This is a genomic window from Planomonospora antibiotica, assembly GCF_014647955.1.
Classification (GTDB): domain Bacteria; phylum Actinomycetota; class Actinomycetes; order Streptosporangiales; family Streptosporangiaceae; genus Planomonospora; species Planomonospora parontospora.
In genome coordinates this window covers 1-16,303 of record NZ_BMQE01000010.1, presented here as the reverse complement: position 1 = coordinate 16,303, position 16,303 = coordinate 1, and the positions used below count along the sequence as shown (strand labels likewise).

Genomic DNA, 16,303 nt, shown 5'->3' with positions numbered 1-16,303 from the left:
TCTCTACGGACGCGGGGCCGGGACGGCCTCGACGCCTTCGGGGTAGTGGCAGGCGGCGCCGTGGTCGGCGCCGGACGCGAGCCGTACGACGGAGGGCTCCTCCTCCGCGCATCTGCGCGCCTCCGGCTCGCCCAGCAGGGCGCGCTTCGGGCAGCGGGTGCGGAACCTGCACCCCGACGGCGGGTCCGCCGGGCTGGGCAGGTCGCCCTCGAGCAGGATGCGCGTGCGCGTGCGCTCCTTCTCGGGGTCGGGCAGCGGGATCGCCGAGAGCAGCGCCCGCGTGTAGGGGTGCGCCGGCGCGCCGTACACCTCGTCGACCTCGCCGATCTCGGCGATCCTCCCGAGGTACATGACCGCGACGCGGTCGGCGATGTGCCGGACCACCGACAGGTCGTGCGCGACGAACAGGTAGGACAGGCCCAGGCGGACCTTCAGGTCCTCCAGCAGGTTGATCACGCCCGCCTGGATGGAGACGTCCAGCGCCGAGACCGGCTCGTCCAGCACGACCAGCTTCGGCTCCAGCGCCAGGGCGCGGGCGATGCCGATGCGCTGGCGCTGGCCGCCGGAGAAGTGCTGCGGGTAGCGCTCGGCGTGCTCGGGCGCCAGGCCCACCAGGGTGAGCAGCTCGGCCACCCTGCTCTTGACGGCCCGGACGTCCTTGCGGCCGTGCGCGCGCAGCGGCTCGGCGAGGATGTCGCCGACCGGCATGCGCGGGTCGAGCGCGGCCATCGGGTCCTGGAAGACGATCTGCAGGTCCTGGCGCAGTCCCCTGCGCTCGGCCCTGGCGAGCTTCGCGCTGTCCTTGCCGAGCACCACGACCGTGCCGCCCTGCGGGGCCGACAGCTGCATGATCTGCTGGAGCGTGGTCGTCTTGCCGCAGCCGGACTCGCCGACCAGGGCCAGCGTCTCGCCCTCGCGGACGTCGAAGCTGATCCCGTCCACCGCGTACACGGTGCCGACCCGGCGCTTGAACACCGCGCCCTTCATCAGCGGGTAGTGCCGGATCAGGTCGCCGACCCGGAGCACGGTCTCCCGCGCCTCGCGCGGCCCGGACTCCTCCGCCTCGGCCGGCGGCTCCGGCACCGGGTAGACGTCCGCGCCGTCCAGGTTCTTGAGGTCGATCTCGTGCGCGCGGATGCACGCCGCCATGCGGCCGCCGGTGCCGATCCGCTCCAGTTCCGGCTCGGCGTCGTCGCACGCGTCGACCTTGAGCGGGCAGCGCGGCGCGAACGGGCACCCCGGCGGGAGGGCCGCGGGCGACGGCGGGTTGCCCTCGATCGGGATCAGCCGCTCGGTCGGGCGGTCCATCCGCGGGATCGAGGCGAGCAGGCCCATCGTGTACGGCATGCGCGGGCGGTAGTAGATATCGTCCACGGCGCCCAGCTCGACCGGCTTTCCGGCGTACATCACCAGCACCCGGTCGGCCAGCCCGGCGACCACGCCGAGATCGTGGGTGATCATGACGATCGCGGCGCCGGTCTCCCGCTGCGCGGTCTTGAGGACCTCCAGCACCTGCGCCTGGATCGTCACGTCGAGCGCGGTGGTCGGCTCGTCGCAGATCAGCACGTCGGGGTCGTTGGCGATGGCCATGGCGATCATCGCGCGCTGGCGCATGCCCCCGGAGAACTCGTGCGGGAACGCCTTGGCCCGCGCGTGCGGGTGCGGGATGCCGACCAGGTCGAGCAGTTCCACGGCCCGTTTGGCGGCGACGTCCCCGCTCACCTTCTGGTGCACGCGCACGGCCTCGGCGATCTGGTCGCCGATCGTGTAGACCGGGGTGAAGGCGGAGAGCGGGTCCTGGAAGATCATGCCGATGCTCTTGCCGCGGAGCCGGGTCAGCTCCTCCTCCGGTGCACCGATCAGTTCCCGGCCGTGCAGCCGCACCGAGCCGCTGACCTCGGCGCCCTCCGGGAGCAGGCCCATCACGGCGAGCGAGGTCACCGACTTGCCGGAACCGGACTCGCCGACGATGCCGAGGATCTCGCCCCGGTCGAGCCGGTAGCTCACGCCGCGCACGGCCTTGATGCCGCCGCGGAAGGTGACGTTGAGGTCGCTGACCTCGAGGACGGGCGCGCCGCGCCCGGTGGTCGGCTCGTTCACTGGTTGCTCCCCGGGTCGAGGGCGTCGCGCAGGCCGTCGCCGACGAGGTTGACGCTGAGGACGAGCAGCACGAGCAGGCCCGCCGGGAAGGCGAAGAGCCACGGGTAGCCGATGGCCTTGGCGCTGCCGTCCGCGATGAGCGTGCCGAGCGAGACGTCGGGCGGCTGGATGCCGAAGCCGAAGAACGACAGCGCCGCCTCGCCGATGATCGCCGCACTGACGTTGAGCGTGGCGTCGATGATCAGAAGTGAGGAGATGTTCGGCAGGATGTGCCGCAGGATGATCTTCCAGGCGGGGATGCCCATGTACCGCGCGGCCGCCACGAACTCGCGCTCCCGCAGGGAGAGCGTCATGCTCCGCACCATCCGGGAGGTGATCATCCAGGAGAAGAGCGCGAGCAGGACCACGAACCAGAGCCAGGACCCGCCCTTGAGCCGGGGCGAGACGATCGCGATGATCAGGAAGCTCGGCAGCACGAGCAGCAGGTCCGTCACCCACATCAGGGCCTTGTCCGCCCAGCCGCCGACGTAGCCGGCGGTGGCGCCGACCAGGGCGGCCAGGCCGGTGGAGAAGAGCGCGACGAGGAAGCCGATGACGATCGACTTCTGCATGCCGCGCAGTGTGACCGCGTAGACGTCCTGGCCGATCTGGGTGGTGCCCCACCAGTGGCCGTCCTCGTCGAACGAGGGCGGCTCCATGAAGGCCAGGAAGTCCTTGTCGGTCCAGTCGTGCGGGCCGAGGAGGGGGCCGACGTAGGCCAGCAGCAGGAGCAGGACCAGAGCCAGCAGGCCGTAGCGGGACTGCCGGTTCCGCAGCATGCGGGCAAGAACGATCTTGGAGCGCATCTCTAGCTCACCCGCACCCGGGGGTCGATGGCCGACACGATCAGGTCCGACAGGAAGCCGGCGACCAGGACGCAGACGGCGGCGAACAGGCTCACCGCGGCGACCGAGTTGACGTCGTGGCTCTGGATCGAGTCGACCAGCCAGGCACCCATGCCGTGCCAGCCGAAGATCTTCTCGGTGAAGGTCGCGCCGGTCAGCATCGTGCCGAAGGAGAAGGCGAAGTAGGTCGCGACGGGGACCAGCGAGGTCCGCAGCGCGTGCTTGAACAGCGCGTTCCTGCGGCTGAGCCCCTTGGCGCGGGCGGTGCGGATGAAGTCCTGGCCCAGTACGTCGAGCATCATGTTCCGCTGGATCCGGCTGTAGTAGGCGATCTGGCCGAGGGTGAGGGAGATCGTCGGCAGGATCAGGTGGTTGAGCCGGTTGGTGAGCTGGTCCCAGCCGCTCAGCGCCGGGTTGTACTCACCGGTGTACTCCAGGAGGGTGAAGCCCAGGACGTCGTTGAGCCCGGCCGCGGCGACGGTGAGGAGCGTGGCGAGCACGAAGACGGGGATCGCCATGACGACGAACGCGCCCACCCCGATCACCCGGTCGCTGATCCTGTACTGCTTGACCGCGGCGTAGGCGCCGACGCTCACCCCGACCGCGGCCCCGAGGATCGTGCCGACGAGCAGCAGCCGCAGGCTCACCCCGACCCGGCGGCCCAGTTCCTCGTTGACCGGCTTGCCGTCCCAGGTCCTGCCCAGGTCGCCCGTGGCGACTCCGGCGACCCAGGTGACGTAGCGCTGGAAGACCGGCGTCTTGTCGTTGAGGTTGTACTGCTCCAGCGTCGCGTCGATGACGGCCTCGGCCACCGGCGGCTGACGGCCCTCGTACTTGTAGCGCGGGTTCAGGTCTCGTCGCGGCGAGGAAGTAGGCCATGCTCGCGGCGATCGCCACCAGCAGCACATTGCTGACCAGCCGTTTGAACAGGTAGGCGCCCATCATCCTCCCCTCGGGGAACGTGCGGGAGTGCGCGGGGCGTCGGGCGGCTCGATAGCCGAGCACGCCGAAATAGCCGTTAACGCACGGTTTGTACCGGGTTAAGGGATTTAGTCCGGGATAAGCGAAACCATACCTGCGCCCGAGCGGCGAGCCAGAGCAAGTGCCATAACAATTGACGACACGTATGTTCGTTTTTCGTAACATATGTCTTGATTTAGTGACATAAAGCGGGGCCACCGACGATCGCCGCCGGAACGGCCCTGGTGAACGGCACCGGCGCGAGCCGCTTCCGCGGAGACGACGAGGGGCGGCCTCCGGAGGTCCGGAGGCCGCCCCGTCGGGCGATCGCGTTCGGGCGGTCAGGCGGAGAGCAGCACCTCGCGGCTCGCCGCGGGCTCGCGGATCGGCTCGACCTTCGCCTCGTCGCGCATCCCCCACGGCGAGCCGTAGGCGTTGAGCAGCTCCAGGAACGGCACCGCGTCGAACGCCTCCGGACCGAGCACACCCGTGCCCGACCAGACGCCGGTGGCCAGCAGCTCCAGCGCGACCACGGGGTGCACGGCCGTCTGCCAGACCACGGCCTGGCAGCCGTACTCGCTCATGGACCACTCGTTGTCGACCACGTGGTACAGGTAGACCTCGCGCGGCCCGCCGTCCTTGCCGACGCCCTTCACCCAGGTGCCGGCGCAGGTCTTGCCGCGCATCCGGTCGCCGAGGGTGGCCGGGTCGGGCAGCCTGGCCGCGACCACGTCGCGCGGCGAGGCCTCGACCCCGCCGACCTTGATCTTGTCCGCGCTGTCCAGGCCGAGCTTGCGCAGGGTCTTCAGCACGCTGATGAACTCCTCGCCGAGGCCGTACTTGAACGTCACCCGCCGGGCGTCGATCCAGCGCGGCACGAGCAGGACCTCCTCGTGCTCGACGTTCACGCACTCCACGGGGCCGATGCCCTCGGGGAAGTCGAACACCTCCGGCTCGCTGAACGGCTCGGTGGTGCGCCAGGCCCCGTCCTCCCAGACCACCGGCGGGTTGAGGCACTCCTCGATGGTCGTCCAGATGGAGAAGGTCGGCGCGAAGTCGTAGCCGTCCACCACCAGGTTGGACCCGTCGCGGACGCCGATCTCGTCGATGCTCGAGAACAGGTGGTCGGCGGCGTAGCGGGCGAAGACGTCGGCCAGGCCCGGCTCCACCCCCATGCCCACCAGCGCCAGGGAGCCCCTGGCCCGCCACTCGCCGTCGAGGGCGAACTGCTCGTCGCCCAGCTTCACGCCCGGCAGTTCGTACGGCCGGAGCGGATGGGGGCGCGACAGCGACATCGCCATGTCCAGGTAGCGCGCCCCGGTGTTCAGCGCGGCCCGGAACAGCGGCATGGTGAAGCGCGGGTCCACCGCGTTGAAGAGCACGTCGCAGCGGTGCTCGGCGAGAGCGGCCTCGACCGCTCCCTGGTCGGAGGCGTCCAGCGCGACGGCGCTGAAACGCGGGTCTCCGATCTTGGCCACGACCTCGGCGGCCCGGCTCTGTTTAGAGTCCGCCACCACGATGTGTTCGAAGAAATCTCGGCGCGCGGCGATCGGGACGACGGCGGAGCCGACGCCGCCGGCCCCCACAAGAAGGATTCTCATGGCGGGACTCTATCCACTGACTGGTCGACCAGTCGATAGCGGGGGCAGAGTTTTCCCCCCGAATCCACGGTTGAAAATGGTGATCACCGCGAAAACCGTCGTGATCCGGGCACCCGGTCCGGGCACCCGGTCCGGGCACCCGGTCCGGGCGGCCGGTCCGGGCGGCCGGTCGGGGCAGCCGGTCCGGGCGCTCTGCGGCGGGCACCCGGTCCGGAGCGCTCCGGCGCGGGTGTCGTCCGGGCAGGGAGCGGGGCGCCCCGGTGCCGGGGGAAGCACGCGGGAGCGCCCCTGAAGCAGGCGCGCCCGGCGGGGGGACCGGACAGCGCCCGCGGCTCGTCAATCGCCGGCCGGGAGGTCCCCGTCTACTTCACGAGGGCCTTCCAACGGCCCGCCCAATCGGCGTAGTCAGTGCATTCCCCGCCCACGCCGCCGCAATCGCGCGATGGGCGGACGGCAAAGAAAACCCCTTCCGGCCGCTTCCCGCCCCGGGCGTCGTGGACGTCGCAGACGCGGCGGGCGCGGCCCGTGCAGGCCTCGGGGTTGGCCGGGGCCAGCCCGGTCCAGGCGGCGGCCCACCGCTGCGCCTCGGCCGAGCTCATCCAGTCGAGCCACTTGTAGGCGCAGTTCGGGCTCGCGGCGGCGGAGGAGACCATCCAGGAGTCGGCCCAGCCGGTCGCCGGCGCCTTGCCGAACGTCTCCAGCGGCCTGCCCGCGCGCTCGAAGAGGTCGGCGTGGTACGGCCAGGCCTGGGCCAGGCGCACGGAGCCGCCCGCGACCGCCCGGACCACCTCGACCGGGTCCTTCCAGTAGACCCGGTCCGGCCCGTCCTTCTCGGCGAGCAGCCCGGCCGCCGCGTCGAGCTGGGCGGGGGTGAGCTGGAACGGGTCGGAGACGTCCAGGTCCCGACCGGCTCCGGCGAGCGCCAGCGCGGCGTCGGCGATGCTCAGCGGGTCGTCCCTGATCGCCACGGGACTGGCGGTGTAGAGGTCTCCGGGACCGTCGTAGCCGCCGTCACGGGCACCGTCGCGGGACCCGCCGTGGACGACCCGGTTGACCCCCCACAGGTAGGGGACGCCGTAGACCTCGTCCTTCCACCGCAGGGCGGGCAGCTCGCGCAGCCACCCGGGGATGTCGTCGTACGCCTCGATCAGCGAGGTGTCCACCGGCGCGACGCTTCCGGCGGCCATCAGCGCCCCGGCCAGCTCCGGCGGGGGCGAGACGACGTCGTAGGAGCCGTCCTCGAACCTGGCGGCCATCTCCTCGCCCGTCCGCACCCTGTCCAGCGCCACGACCCGGCACCCGGTCCGCTTCTCGTACGGGGTGACCCAGTCGACCTTCGTGCTCGTCCCGCCGTACTCGACGCGGCCCTGCAGCGCCAGCACGCGCAGGGTCCCCTCCGACTCGCCGATCGACGCCGAGGACGAGGACGAGGACGAGGACGAGGGGCTCGCGGCGGGCGAGCCGGCGGGCGTCGCGGTGGCCGTCACGCCGGGCGTCGCGGGGGCCGCGGGCGTCGCCGCCGGACCGGCCGCGAGCCGGACGGCCGGCGACCCCGTGCCGGCGCAGGCCGCGAGCGTCAGGAGACCCGCGCCCGCCATCCCCGCCAGCCTCGTACGGCGGAGCCGGTCCCTACCCACGATGCCCCCTCGAACGCCGCTGCCGACCTGCTCGGAGCCTACCGGCCGCGGAGCCCCTCGCGGGGCCCGGCGGCCGTACGGTCCGGCACCCGTTCCGCGCCCGGGGGCGAGGAGCGGGGAAACGGCCACGGAGACGGGGACGGGGGACGGGGACGGGGGACGGGGGACGGGGGCCGGCCGGGGCCCCGTCGGCGGGCCGGGAGGACCGCCGGGGACTACGCGCTGGTCGGGAAGCCGAGGTTGACCCCGCCGTGGCTCGGGTCGAGCCAGCGCGAGGTGACGACCTTGCCCCGGGTGTAGAAGTGCACGCCCTCGGTGCCGTGCACGTGCGTGTCCCCGAAGAGCGAGGCCTTCCAGCCGCCGAAGCTGTAGAACGCCATCGGCACCGGGATCGGCACGTTGATGCCGACCATGCCGACCTCCACCTCGTTCTGGAAGCGCCGGGCGGCGCCGCCGTCGTTGGTGAAGATCGCGGTGCCGTTGCCGTACTCGCCGCCGTTGATCAGCGCGAGGCCCTCCTCGTAGGAGGAGACCCGCACCACCGCCAGGACCGGGCCGAAGATCTCCTCGGTGTGCACCCGGGATCCGGGCGGGACGCGGTCGAGCACGGTGGGCCCGAGCCAGAAGCCGGCGGTCTCCGCCGCGGCGCCGCCGCCCAGGACCGGCGTCAGCCTGCCGTCCACCACCAGCTCCGCGCCCTCGGCGACGCCCACCTCCAGGTAGGAGACCACCTTGTCGCGGTGGGCGGCGGTGACCAGCGGACCCATCTCGGAGCGGGGGTCGTCTCCGGGGCCGACGGTCAGCTTCTCCACCCGGGAGACGATCTTCTCCACGAGCTCGTCGCCGACCGGGTCCACCGCCAGCACGACGGAGATCGCCATGCAGCGCTCGCCCGCCGAGCCGAAACCCGCCGAGACCGCGGAGTCCGCGACGAGGTCGAGGTCGGCGTCGGGCAGGACCAGCATGTGGTTCTTGGCCCCGCCGAGCGCCTGGACCCGCTTGCCGGCGGCGGTGCCGGTCTCGTAGACGTGGCGGGCGACCGGGGTCGAGCCGACGAACGAGACGGCCTTGACGTCCGGGTGCTCCAGCAGCCGGTCCACCGCCTCCTTGTCCCCCTGGACCACGTTGAAGACCCCGTCCGGCAGTCCCGCCTCCGCCCAGAGCCGGGCCAGCAGCAGCGAGGCCGACGGGTCGCGCTCCGACGGCTTGAGCACGAACGTGTTGCCGCAGGCGATCGCGACGGGGAACATCCACATCGGGACCATGGCCGGGAAGTTGAACGGGGTGATCCCGGCGACCACGCCCAGCGGCTGGCGGATCGAGTAGGAGTCGACCCGCGTGGAGACGCCCTCGGAGAAGCCGCCCTTGAGCAGGTGCGGGACGCCGCAGGCGAATTCCACGACCTCCAGCCCCCGGGCGACCTCGCCCAGCGCGTCGGAGTGGACCTTGCCGTGCTCGGCGCTGATCAGCGCGGCGAGCTCGTCCGCGTGCGCGCGGACCAGCTCGCGGAAGCGGAACAGCACCTGCGACCGCTTCACCAGCGAGGTGTCCCGCCAGCCGGGGTAGGCGGCCGCGGCCGCGGCCACGGCCGCGTCGACCTCGGCGGCCGAGGCGAGCCGTACCCGCCCGGCGACCTCGCCCCTGGCCGGGTCGAAGATCTCCGCCGTACGGCCGGCGCCCGCGACGGCGGTTCCGTTGATCCAGTGAGTGACGTTCTTCACGATCCCGTGCTCCCTGCGCGCCCTGCGGCGCGCCTCCTCCCGCGCCCTGCGGCGCGATGCCTTCCGCACGCCTGCCCGGTACGGCGCTCCCGCGTACCGGCGTGCGGCGTCCTGCCCGCGCGCCTACGGCGCGGCGACCTCCGCGCCGACGGCCTCGAGCGCGGCGACGACGATCCCGAGGCCCTCGGCGGCCTCCTCCGCCGTCAGGGTGAGCGGCGGGGCCATGCGCAGCACGTTGCCGTACAGGCCGCCCTTGCCCGCGAGCAGGCCCGCCTTCCTGGTCTCCTCCATGAACCGGGCCGCGAGCGCCGGGGCGGGCGCGCCGGTGGCCGGGTCGACCAGCTCGACGGCGAACATCAGGCCCTTGCCGCGCACGTCCCCGACGATCGGCAGGCGGGGCGCGGCCTCGCGCAGGCCGTCGATGATCAACGTGCCGGTCCGGGCCGCGTTCGCCTGCAGGTCGTGGTCGAGCACGTAGTCGAGGGTCGCGTTGGCCGCCGCCATGGAGATCGGGTTGCCGCCGAAGGTGGCCAGGCCGGTCGCGTGCAGGGCGTCCATCAGCTCGCCGCGGGCCACGACGCCGCCGACCGCGAAGCCGTTGCCGAGGCCCTTGGCGAAGGTCATCATGTCCGGTGTGACCCCGTGGTCCTGGATGCCGAAGAACGCCGAGCCGGTACGGCCCCAGCCGGTCTGCACCTCATCGGAGATGAACAGGATCCCCTCGGCGTCCAGGACCTCCTTGTAGGCCGCGAACAGCCCGTCCGGCGCCATGGTGAACCCGCCCACGCCCTGGATCGGCTCGGCGATCAGCGCGGCGACGTCGCCGCCGGCGGCGGTGGCGAGCACGTGGCGCAGGTCCTCGACGCAGGCGGCGATGTAGTCGGCGTCCGACATGCCGCGGAACTGGGCGAGGTGCCGGTCCGCGCCGTGCAGGAAGTGCACGTTCAGCGGCGAGAGCGAGTTGTTCTTCCACGCCCGGTTGCCCGTCACGCCGATCGCGCCGAAGCTGCGGCCGTGGTAGCTCTGCCGCATGGCGAGCACCTGGTCGGACCTGCGCGCGTAGGTGGCCAGCAGCAGCGCCGTCTCGTTCGCCTCGGTGCCGGAGTTGGTGAAGAAGACCTTCGCGTCCTCGATGCCGGAGAGCCGGGCGATCTTCTCCGCCAGCTCGACCTGCCCGCGGAGCAGGTAGACGGTGGAGGTGTGCACCACGCCGGTGGCCAGCTGCCGCTCGACGGCCTCGCGCACCTCGGGCACGTCGTAACCGATCATGTTGGTCAGGATGCCGGCGAAGAAGTCCAGGTAGGTCTTCCCCGACGCGTCGACGACCCGGTTGCCCTTGCCGCCGACGATCTCGATGGGCTCGTTGTAGTAGAGGGCCAGCCAGTTGGGCATGACCGCCCGGTGACGCGCGAGAAGGTCCGACATGCATCGAGTATCCCTGCCCGCGGCCACCGCTCCTACCGGCAGAATGTCGGGGAAACCGGCTTCGACCCGTCAGGGTGTAAACCCCGCCCCCACCCCTTGCTCCTCTCCCTCCGCCTCGGCCCGGGCCGCCGCCCTCGGCGCGGGACGGACCACCGCCAGGGCCAGGGCCGCCGCCGCGGCGCAGAAGCCGATGCCGACCCAGGAGCCGAAGGACATGGCCGAGACGAACGCCTCCCGCGCGCTCCCCATCAGGGCCGGGTCCCCCAGCAGGTCGGCGCCCGCGATGGACTCGCGCGCGGCGGCCGGCGCCCCGGCGGGCATCGACGAGGTGTAGACCCCGGCGAGCACGCTGCCGAGCACGGCGACGCTCAGCGCCATGCCGACCTGCTGGACGGTGTCGTTCAGCGCCGAGCCGACCCCCGCGTGGGCGGGCGGCACCGCGCCCATCAGGGTCGCGTAGGCCGCCGGTCCCGCGAGGCCGCCGCCGACCCCCATGACCATGAGGCCGGTGATCAGCGTGCCGTACCCGCTGTCGGCGGTCAGGAAGGCGAGCACGCCGAAGCCGAGGCCCATGACGCCCAGCCCTGCCGCGATGAGCGCCCGGTTGCTGACCTTCTGCCCCAGTCCGGCGCCGACCGCGTTGAACAGCGCCGCGGCCACCGCGTACGGCAGCAGCGCGAGGCCCGCCTTCATCGGGTCGTAGTCCAGCACGAACTGCAGGTACTGGGTGAGCATCAGCAGCAGCGCGCCCGTGCCGAACGACATCAGCACGATCGAGAACGACGCCCCGCTGAAGTTGCGGTCGCGGAAGAGCTCCAGCGGCAGCATGGGGTGGTCGGAGCGGCGCTCCCAGAGCACGAAGGCGCCGAGCGCGAGCACGGCCAGCGCCGCGGCGGCCGGCACCGGGCCCCCGGTCAGCCCCTCGGACGGCAGGGAGATGACCATGAAGACCAGCGCGCTCATGCCCGTGGTGGACAGGACCACCCCGACCGGGTCGAGCCGCCGCGCCGGGCCGCGCGACTCGGGCATCAGCAGGACCGCCGCCACGGCGGCCACGACCGCGACGGGCACGTTGAGCAGGAAGATCGACCCCCACCAGTAGTGCTCCAGCAGGAAACCGCCCAACGTGGGACCGGCGATCACCCCGACCATCGCCACCGCGCTCCACGCCGCGATGGCCTTGCGGCGCTCGTCCTCGTCGAAGACGGTGATCAGGATCGACAGCGTGCTCGGCATCAGGATGGAGCCGCCGACGCCCATCAGCGCGCGGGCCGCGATGAGCTGCCAGGGCTCGGTGACCACCACGGCGACCAGTGAGGCCCCGCCGAACAGGATCAGGCCGATGATCAGGAAGCGTCTGCGGCCGTACCGGTCGGAGAGGCTGCCCGCGGTGAGCAGCAGACCGGCGAAGACCAGGATGTAGGCGTCCAGGATCCACTGGATGTCCGCCGGTCCCGCGCCGAGGTCGGTCATCAGGGACGGGATCGCCAGGTTCAGGACGGTGTTGTCCACCACCAGGACCAGCAGGCTCAGGCACAGGACCCCGAGGATCCACCAGCGCCGCGGATCCCGCTCTTCTCGTACAGTGTGCGATTTCACTCGCACACTGTACGACAGAAATCGCACGGTGTGCGAGTGCATTTATGCTGGAAGGGTGCAGCAGCCCATCGACTCGGTCTGGACCCGCGAGCCCAGGACCTCCAGGAGCCCGACGCTCAGCCGCGGGCAGATCGTCCGCGCCGCGATGGAACTGCTCGACGCCGAGGGGGTGGACGCGCTGAGCATGCGCCGCCTGGGCGCGAAGCTCGGCGCGGGGGCCACCAGCATCTACTGGCACGTGGCCCACAAGGAGGAGTTGCTCGAACTCGTCATGGACGAGGTCTACGGCGAGGTCCCGCTGCCCGACCCGGAGGTCGTGGGATGGGAGGACGCCGTCACGGTCTTCGCGTACGGCCTGCGCGACGCGCTCTTCAAACACCCCTGGGCGGTCTCCCTCATCAGCACCAGACCGGCGCTCGGCCCCAACGCGATACGCCGGGCGGCCCTCATGGCGACCACCTTCGAACGGGCCGGCTTCACCGGCCTGGAGGTGGACTACGCGGGCGCCGCCCTGCTCTCCTACGTCCTCGGCGCGACCGCGCCCGAGATCGCCTGGCAGGACATGACCGACCGCTCCGGGCTCGACGGCGAAGAACTCCTGGCCGCCATGCACGAGACCGTGCGCCGGGCGGCCCGCGACCACCCCGACCTCATCAGCCGCCATGAGAGATACCGCGACCACGACGCGGCCGTCACCCGCGCGGTCAGCTTCGACTTCGGCCTCACCTGCCTGCTCGACGGGCTGAGGGCTCGCCTGGCACGGGACGCCGGCCCCCGCACCGGGAGCGACAGAGAGTCGCGGACATAACGTAAAACGTCAAGCAGGCATATTTACACATTGATCGGTTATTCTCGGTTCGTGCTGCCCACCATCGCCGATGTGCTCGCCCTGGACACCGTCCGCCGGGGGAACCCCCGGGTCGTCGCGGGCGCCGACCGGCTGGACACGCGGGTGCGCTGGGTCCACGTCGGCGAGGTCACCGACATCGCCCACCTGCTGCACGGCGGCGAACTGGTGCTCACCACCGGCATCGCCCTGCCCGACGACCCGGACAAGCTCACCGGTTACATCACCGGCCTGGCGGCCGTCGGCGCGGCCGGGCTGATCGTGGAGCTGGGCCGCAAGTTCATCGGGGAACTCCCCAGGTCGGTGGTGACCGCCGCCGAGGAGCACGGCCTGCCGCTGGTCACACTGGCCCGCGAGACCCCGTTCGTGCAGATCACCGAGGCGGTGCACGCCCGGATCATCGACCGGCAGTTGGAGGAGCTGCGCGCCTCGGAGCAGCTCCACGAGGTCTTCACCGCCCTCTCCGTCGAGGGCGCTTCCCCCGCGGAGATCCTCGCCCAGGTCTCCCGCCTCTCCGGCCGGCCGGTGCTGCTCGAGAACCTCGCCCACCAGGTGCTCGCCTGCGAGTCCGCCGGGCAGGACACCCGCACGCTGCTGTCCAGCTGGGAGAGCCGCTCCCGCGCCGTCACCTCCGATCAGCGCACCTCCTACGACACCGCCTCCGGCTGGCTGGTCACCATGGTCGGCGCCCGGGGCCAGGACTGGGGCAGGCTGATGCTGCTCTGCGAGGCCGAACCGAGCCCCCGCGACATCGTGCTCGCCGAGCGCGCCGCGACCACGCTGGCCCTGGGCCGCCTGCTGGAGCGGCACCAGGAGTCCCTGGAACGGCAGGCCCACGGCACGATCATCTCCGGCATCCTCAGCCACGCCTACGCCGATCCCGACGAGGCCGCGGCCCGCGCCCGCGCGGTCGGCGTACCGCTCACCGGCCGCAAGCTGATCAGCGTGGTGCTCCGCCTCGCCGAAGCACCCGAGAACCCCCCGGACGGCCCGGAGCAACTCGCCAGGCTCGTCGAACTCGCCGACGCCGCCGCCGCGGCCTGCCGCGCCGCCCGCTTCCCCGCCCTGGTCGGCGCCCTGGACCAGAACCGCGTCGGCGTCCTGCTCCCCCTGCCCCCGCGCGCCCTGGCCGAGCCCACGCTGAACACGCTCTCCGACCGCCTGCGCGCCGCCTTCACCGCCCCCTTCGTGCTCGCCGCCGGCTCGGTCGTCGAAACCGTCCGCGACGTACGGCGCAGCTTCCTCGAGGCCGAACAGGTCGCCGACGTCGCCGTCCGGCAGCCCGACGGGCGGGCCTTCTACCGCCTGCCCGACCTGCACCTGCGCGGCCTGCTCCACCTGCTGCGCGACGACGCCCGGCTGCAGACCTTCGCCGAGCGCGAGCTCGGCCCCCTGCTGGCCCACGACGCCCAGCGCGGCGGCGACCTGGCCCGGATCCTCCGCGTCTACCTGGACTCCGGACGCAACAAGGCGGTCGCGGCGCAGAAGGCCCACCTGTCCCGTCCTGCCTTCTACGACCGGCTCCGGCGCCTGGAGCGCATCCTCGACGCAGATCTGGACGACGTCGAGACCTGCCTCTCCCTCCACGTCGCGCTGCTGGCGCTGGAGTCCTTCCGCAGGGACGTCCCGCGCTCCTGAGACCCCGATATCCGCCCCGTATCGGCCGTTGAGGGCGTGGATACGTGTGATCTCATACCGGAAACATCACTTTCTCCGGCTCTTTCCCGCATTTCACCGTCATTGACAGGTAGATCTCGGCAGCATGGTGCACCGAAGTCAGGTCACCAACGGGGAGAGATATACATGTCACGACGTCTCATCGTCGGGCTCGCGGCCGTGGCGGTCACTGCCACGGCGATTCCAGCGGAAGCCGATCAGGCGGGGGCCTCCTTCCCCTCCTCGGCGTTCCCGCTCGGCGAGCCGGGGGCGCCGATCAAGAACCAGCGCGCGGTGGCCCCCGGGGTCGATCTTTTCAGCGTGACGCACGGCACGCCCACCCAGGGCTGGACCGTCTCCCTGCTGATGCCCAACGGGCACGACAACGGCCCGCTGACCACCGCCCAGGCGAAGGCCGCCGAGGCCGAGGCGGCCGGTTTCACCCCGAGCGTCCTGCGGATCGTGCAGCCCGCCGCCGCGGACGCTCCCCCCGTCGAGCGGTACATGGTGCGGATCGGGCTGTGGACGTTCAAGCAGCGGGCCAAGGCGGACAAGGTCGTCAAGGAGCTCAAGGCCGCCGGGATCCGCGCCAAGACCGATTTCCTCGGCGACGACGGCGACCAGACCACCGGCCCGTGGGACATGCGGGTGGTGATGGTCGACCCGAAGGCCTTCAAGGGTTCCTACCGGACCAGTGTCGGCACCAGCGTGGCCAAGCGTGAGACCACCTCCTCGATGTCCAAGCTCAACAAGGCCATCGCGGGCGTCAACGGCGGGTTCTTCAACATCCACACCGCCAAGGCGCTCCAGGGCGACCCCGTGGGCGTCTCGGTGGTGGGCGGGAAGCTCCTCAGCGAGGGGACGCCGGGCCGGAGCGGGCTCGTCATCACCGGCAGAAAGGCCTGGATCACCGAACTGCGGTCGGCGGTCACCGCGGTCTCCTCCGACGGGACGAAGGTCGAGGTCAAGGGGGTCAACAGAGCCGCCGCCGCGGACGAGCTCGTCCTCTACACCGAGGAGTTCGGCGCCAAGACCGCCGCGGACGGCGGCTCCGAGATCGTCGTCGACGCCCAGGGCAGGATCGTGAAGGCCCGCGCCGCCGGCGGCGTCGTCCCCCGCGGGCACTACGTGCTCCACGGCACCGGCGTCATGGCCGACTGGCTGCACGAGCACGCCTGGGAGACCTGGACCATGAAGCTCGTCACCAAGGTCATCGACCTGCGGACGGGAAGGGCCGTACGGCTCACCCCCCAGACGTACGTGATGGGCGGCGGGGTCGGCCTGCTCAGGAACGGCCGGGTCCGGATCAGCGCGGCGGCCGACGGGCACGCCTCGGTCAACATGATGCTCCGGCGCCACCCGCGCACGATCGTCGGCGTCAACAAGGCGGGCGGGCTCATCCTGGTCACGGTCGACGGCCGCAACCCGGGCGTCTCCGTCGGCGCCTCGATGGTGGAGGCCGCGCAGATCATGCGCTGGCTGGGCGCCAAGCAGGCCATCAACTTCGACGGCGGTGGCTCGACCGCGATGGTCGTCGGCCACAAGGTCGTCAATCGGCCCTCCGACGGCCGGGAACGGACCATCGGGGACGCGCTGTTCATCACTCCCTGACACGATCGGTCCCCGGGTCCCGTCCTCCGGGGCGGGACCCTTTCGGGTAGAGATCCCGATCCGGACGCCACTCGGGCACGGAAAAGGGCCGCCCCGCAGGACGGCCCTCCAGAAACCGGAACCCCCGCCCCGCAACACCCACCGGCCGACCCCACACCCCCGCAAAAACAGAAAGGGCCGCCCCGAAGGGCGGCCCTCACACAAAGATTGTCCGGCGGCGACCTACTCTCCCACACCCTCCCGAGTGCAGTACCATCGGCGC

The 16,303-nt window shown here is 71.8% G+C and carries 10 protein-coding genes and 1 pseudogene; 3 read left to right on the top strand and 8 right to left on the bottom strand.

Going from position 1 to position 16,303, the window contains the following annotated elements; translation table 11 throughout:
• Positions 1-3 precede the first annotated feature (3 nt).
• From IEZ06_RS11790 to IEZ06_RS11755, 8 genes and pseudogenes are all read right to left on the bottom strand, one after another.
• The gene (locus IEZ06_RS11790) at positions 4-2,100 is read right to left on the bottom strand and encodes an ABC transporter ATP-binding protein (protein WP_189236734.1); all 2,097 of its coding nucleotides are present in this window, start codon (positions 2,098-2,100) and stop codon (positions 4-6) included.
• A complete protein-coding gene (locus tag IEZ06_RS11785; protein WP_189236733.1) occupies positions 2,097-2,945 on the bottom strand; it encodes an ABC transporter permease in 849 nt (282 codons plus the stop codon). The genes IEZ06_RS11790 and IEZ06_RS11785 overlap by 4 nt, the downstream gene beginning before the upstream one ends.
• A 2-nt stretch (positions 2,946-2,947) precedes the next feature.
• Positions 2,948-3,926, bottom strand: a pseudogene (locus tag IEZ06_RS11780) (ABC transporter permease).
• A gap of 359 nt (positions 3,927-4,285) precedes the next feature.
• Complete coding sequence (locus tag IEZ06_RS11775) at positions 4,286-5,545, bottom strand: saccharopine dehydrogenase family protein (protein WP_189236732.1); 1,260 nt, start codon at positions 5,543-5,545, stop codon at positions 4,286-4,288.
• A gap of 362 nt (positions 5,546-5,907) precedes the next feature.
• Positions 5,908-7,182, bottom strand: coding sequence for an extracellular solute-binding protein (locus IEZ06_RS11770; RefSeq protein WP_189236731.1), 1,275 nt, complete (start codon positions 7,180-7,182; stop codon positions 5,908-5,910).
• A gap of 215 nt (positions 7,183-7,397) precedes the next feature.
• Positions 7,398-8,906, bottom strand: a complete 1,509-nt coding sequence (locus IEZ06_RS11765; RefSeq protein ID WP_275414866.1) for a CoA-acylating methylmalonate-semialdehyde dehydrogenase — start codon at positions 8,904-8,906, stop codon at positions 7,398-7,400.
• Positions 8,907-9,026: 120 nt separating this feature from the next.
• Entirely contained in the window at positions 9,027-10,328 is a 1,302-nt protein-coding gene (locus IEZ06_RS11760; protein ID WP_189236729.1) for an aspartate aminotransferase family protein, read from the bottom strand.
• A 69-nt stretch (positions 10,329-10,397) separates the two neighbouring features.
• Positions 10,398-11,927, bottom strand: coding sequence for an MFS transporter (locus IEZ06_RS11755; RefSeq protein ID WP_189236728.1), 1,530 nt, complete (start codon positions 11,925-11,927; stop codon positions 10,398-10,400).
• A 55-nt stretch (positions 11,928-11,982) separates the two neighbouring features.
• Here IEZ06_RS11755 and IEZ06_RS11750 point away from each other — a divergent pair, with 55 nt between their 5' ends.
• The 3 genes from IEZ06_RS11750 (at position 11,983) to IEZ06_RS11740 (ending at position 16,041) form a co-directional block, all read left to right on the top strand.
• The gene (locus tag IEZ06_RS11750; protein WP_229797983.1) at positions 11,983-12,735 is read left to right on the top strand and encodes a TetR/AcrR family transcriptional regulator C-terminal domain-containing protein; all 753 of its coding nucleotides are present in this window, start codon (positions 11,983-11,985) and stop codon (positions 12,733-12,735) included.
• A 51-nt stretch (positions 12,736-12,786) separates the two neighbouring features.
• Positions 12,787-14,412, top strand: coding sequence for a PucR family transcriptional regulator (locus IEZ06_RS11745; RefSeq protein WP_189236726.1), 1,626 nt, complete (start codon positions 12,787-12,789; stop codon positions 14,410-14,412).
• A gap of 165 nt (positions 14,413-14,577) precedes the next feature.
• Positions 14,578-16,041 carry a phosphodiester glycosidase family protein gene (locus IEZ06_RS11740; protein ID WP_189236725.1) on the top strand — a complete coding sequence of 488 codons (1,464 nt, stop codon included), beginning with the start codon at positions 14,578-14,580 and terminating at the stop codon, positions 16,039-16,041.
• Positions 16,042-16,303 lie beyond the last annotated feature (262 nt).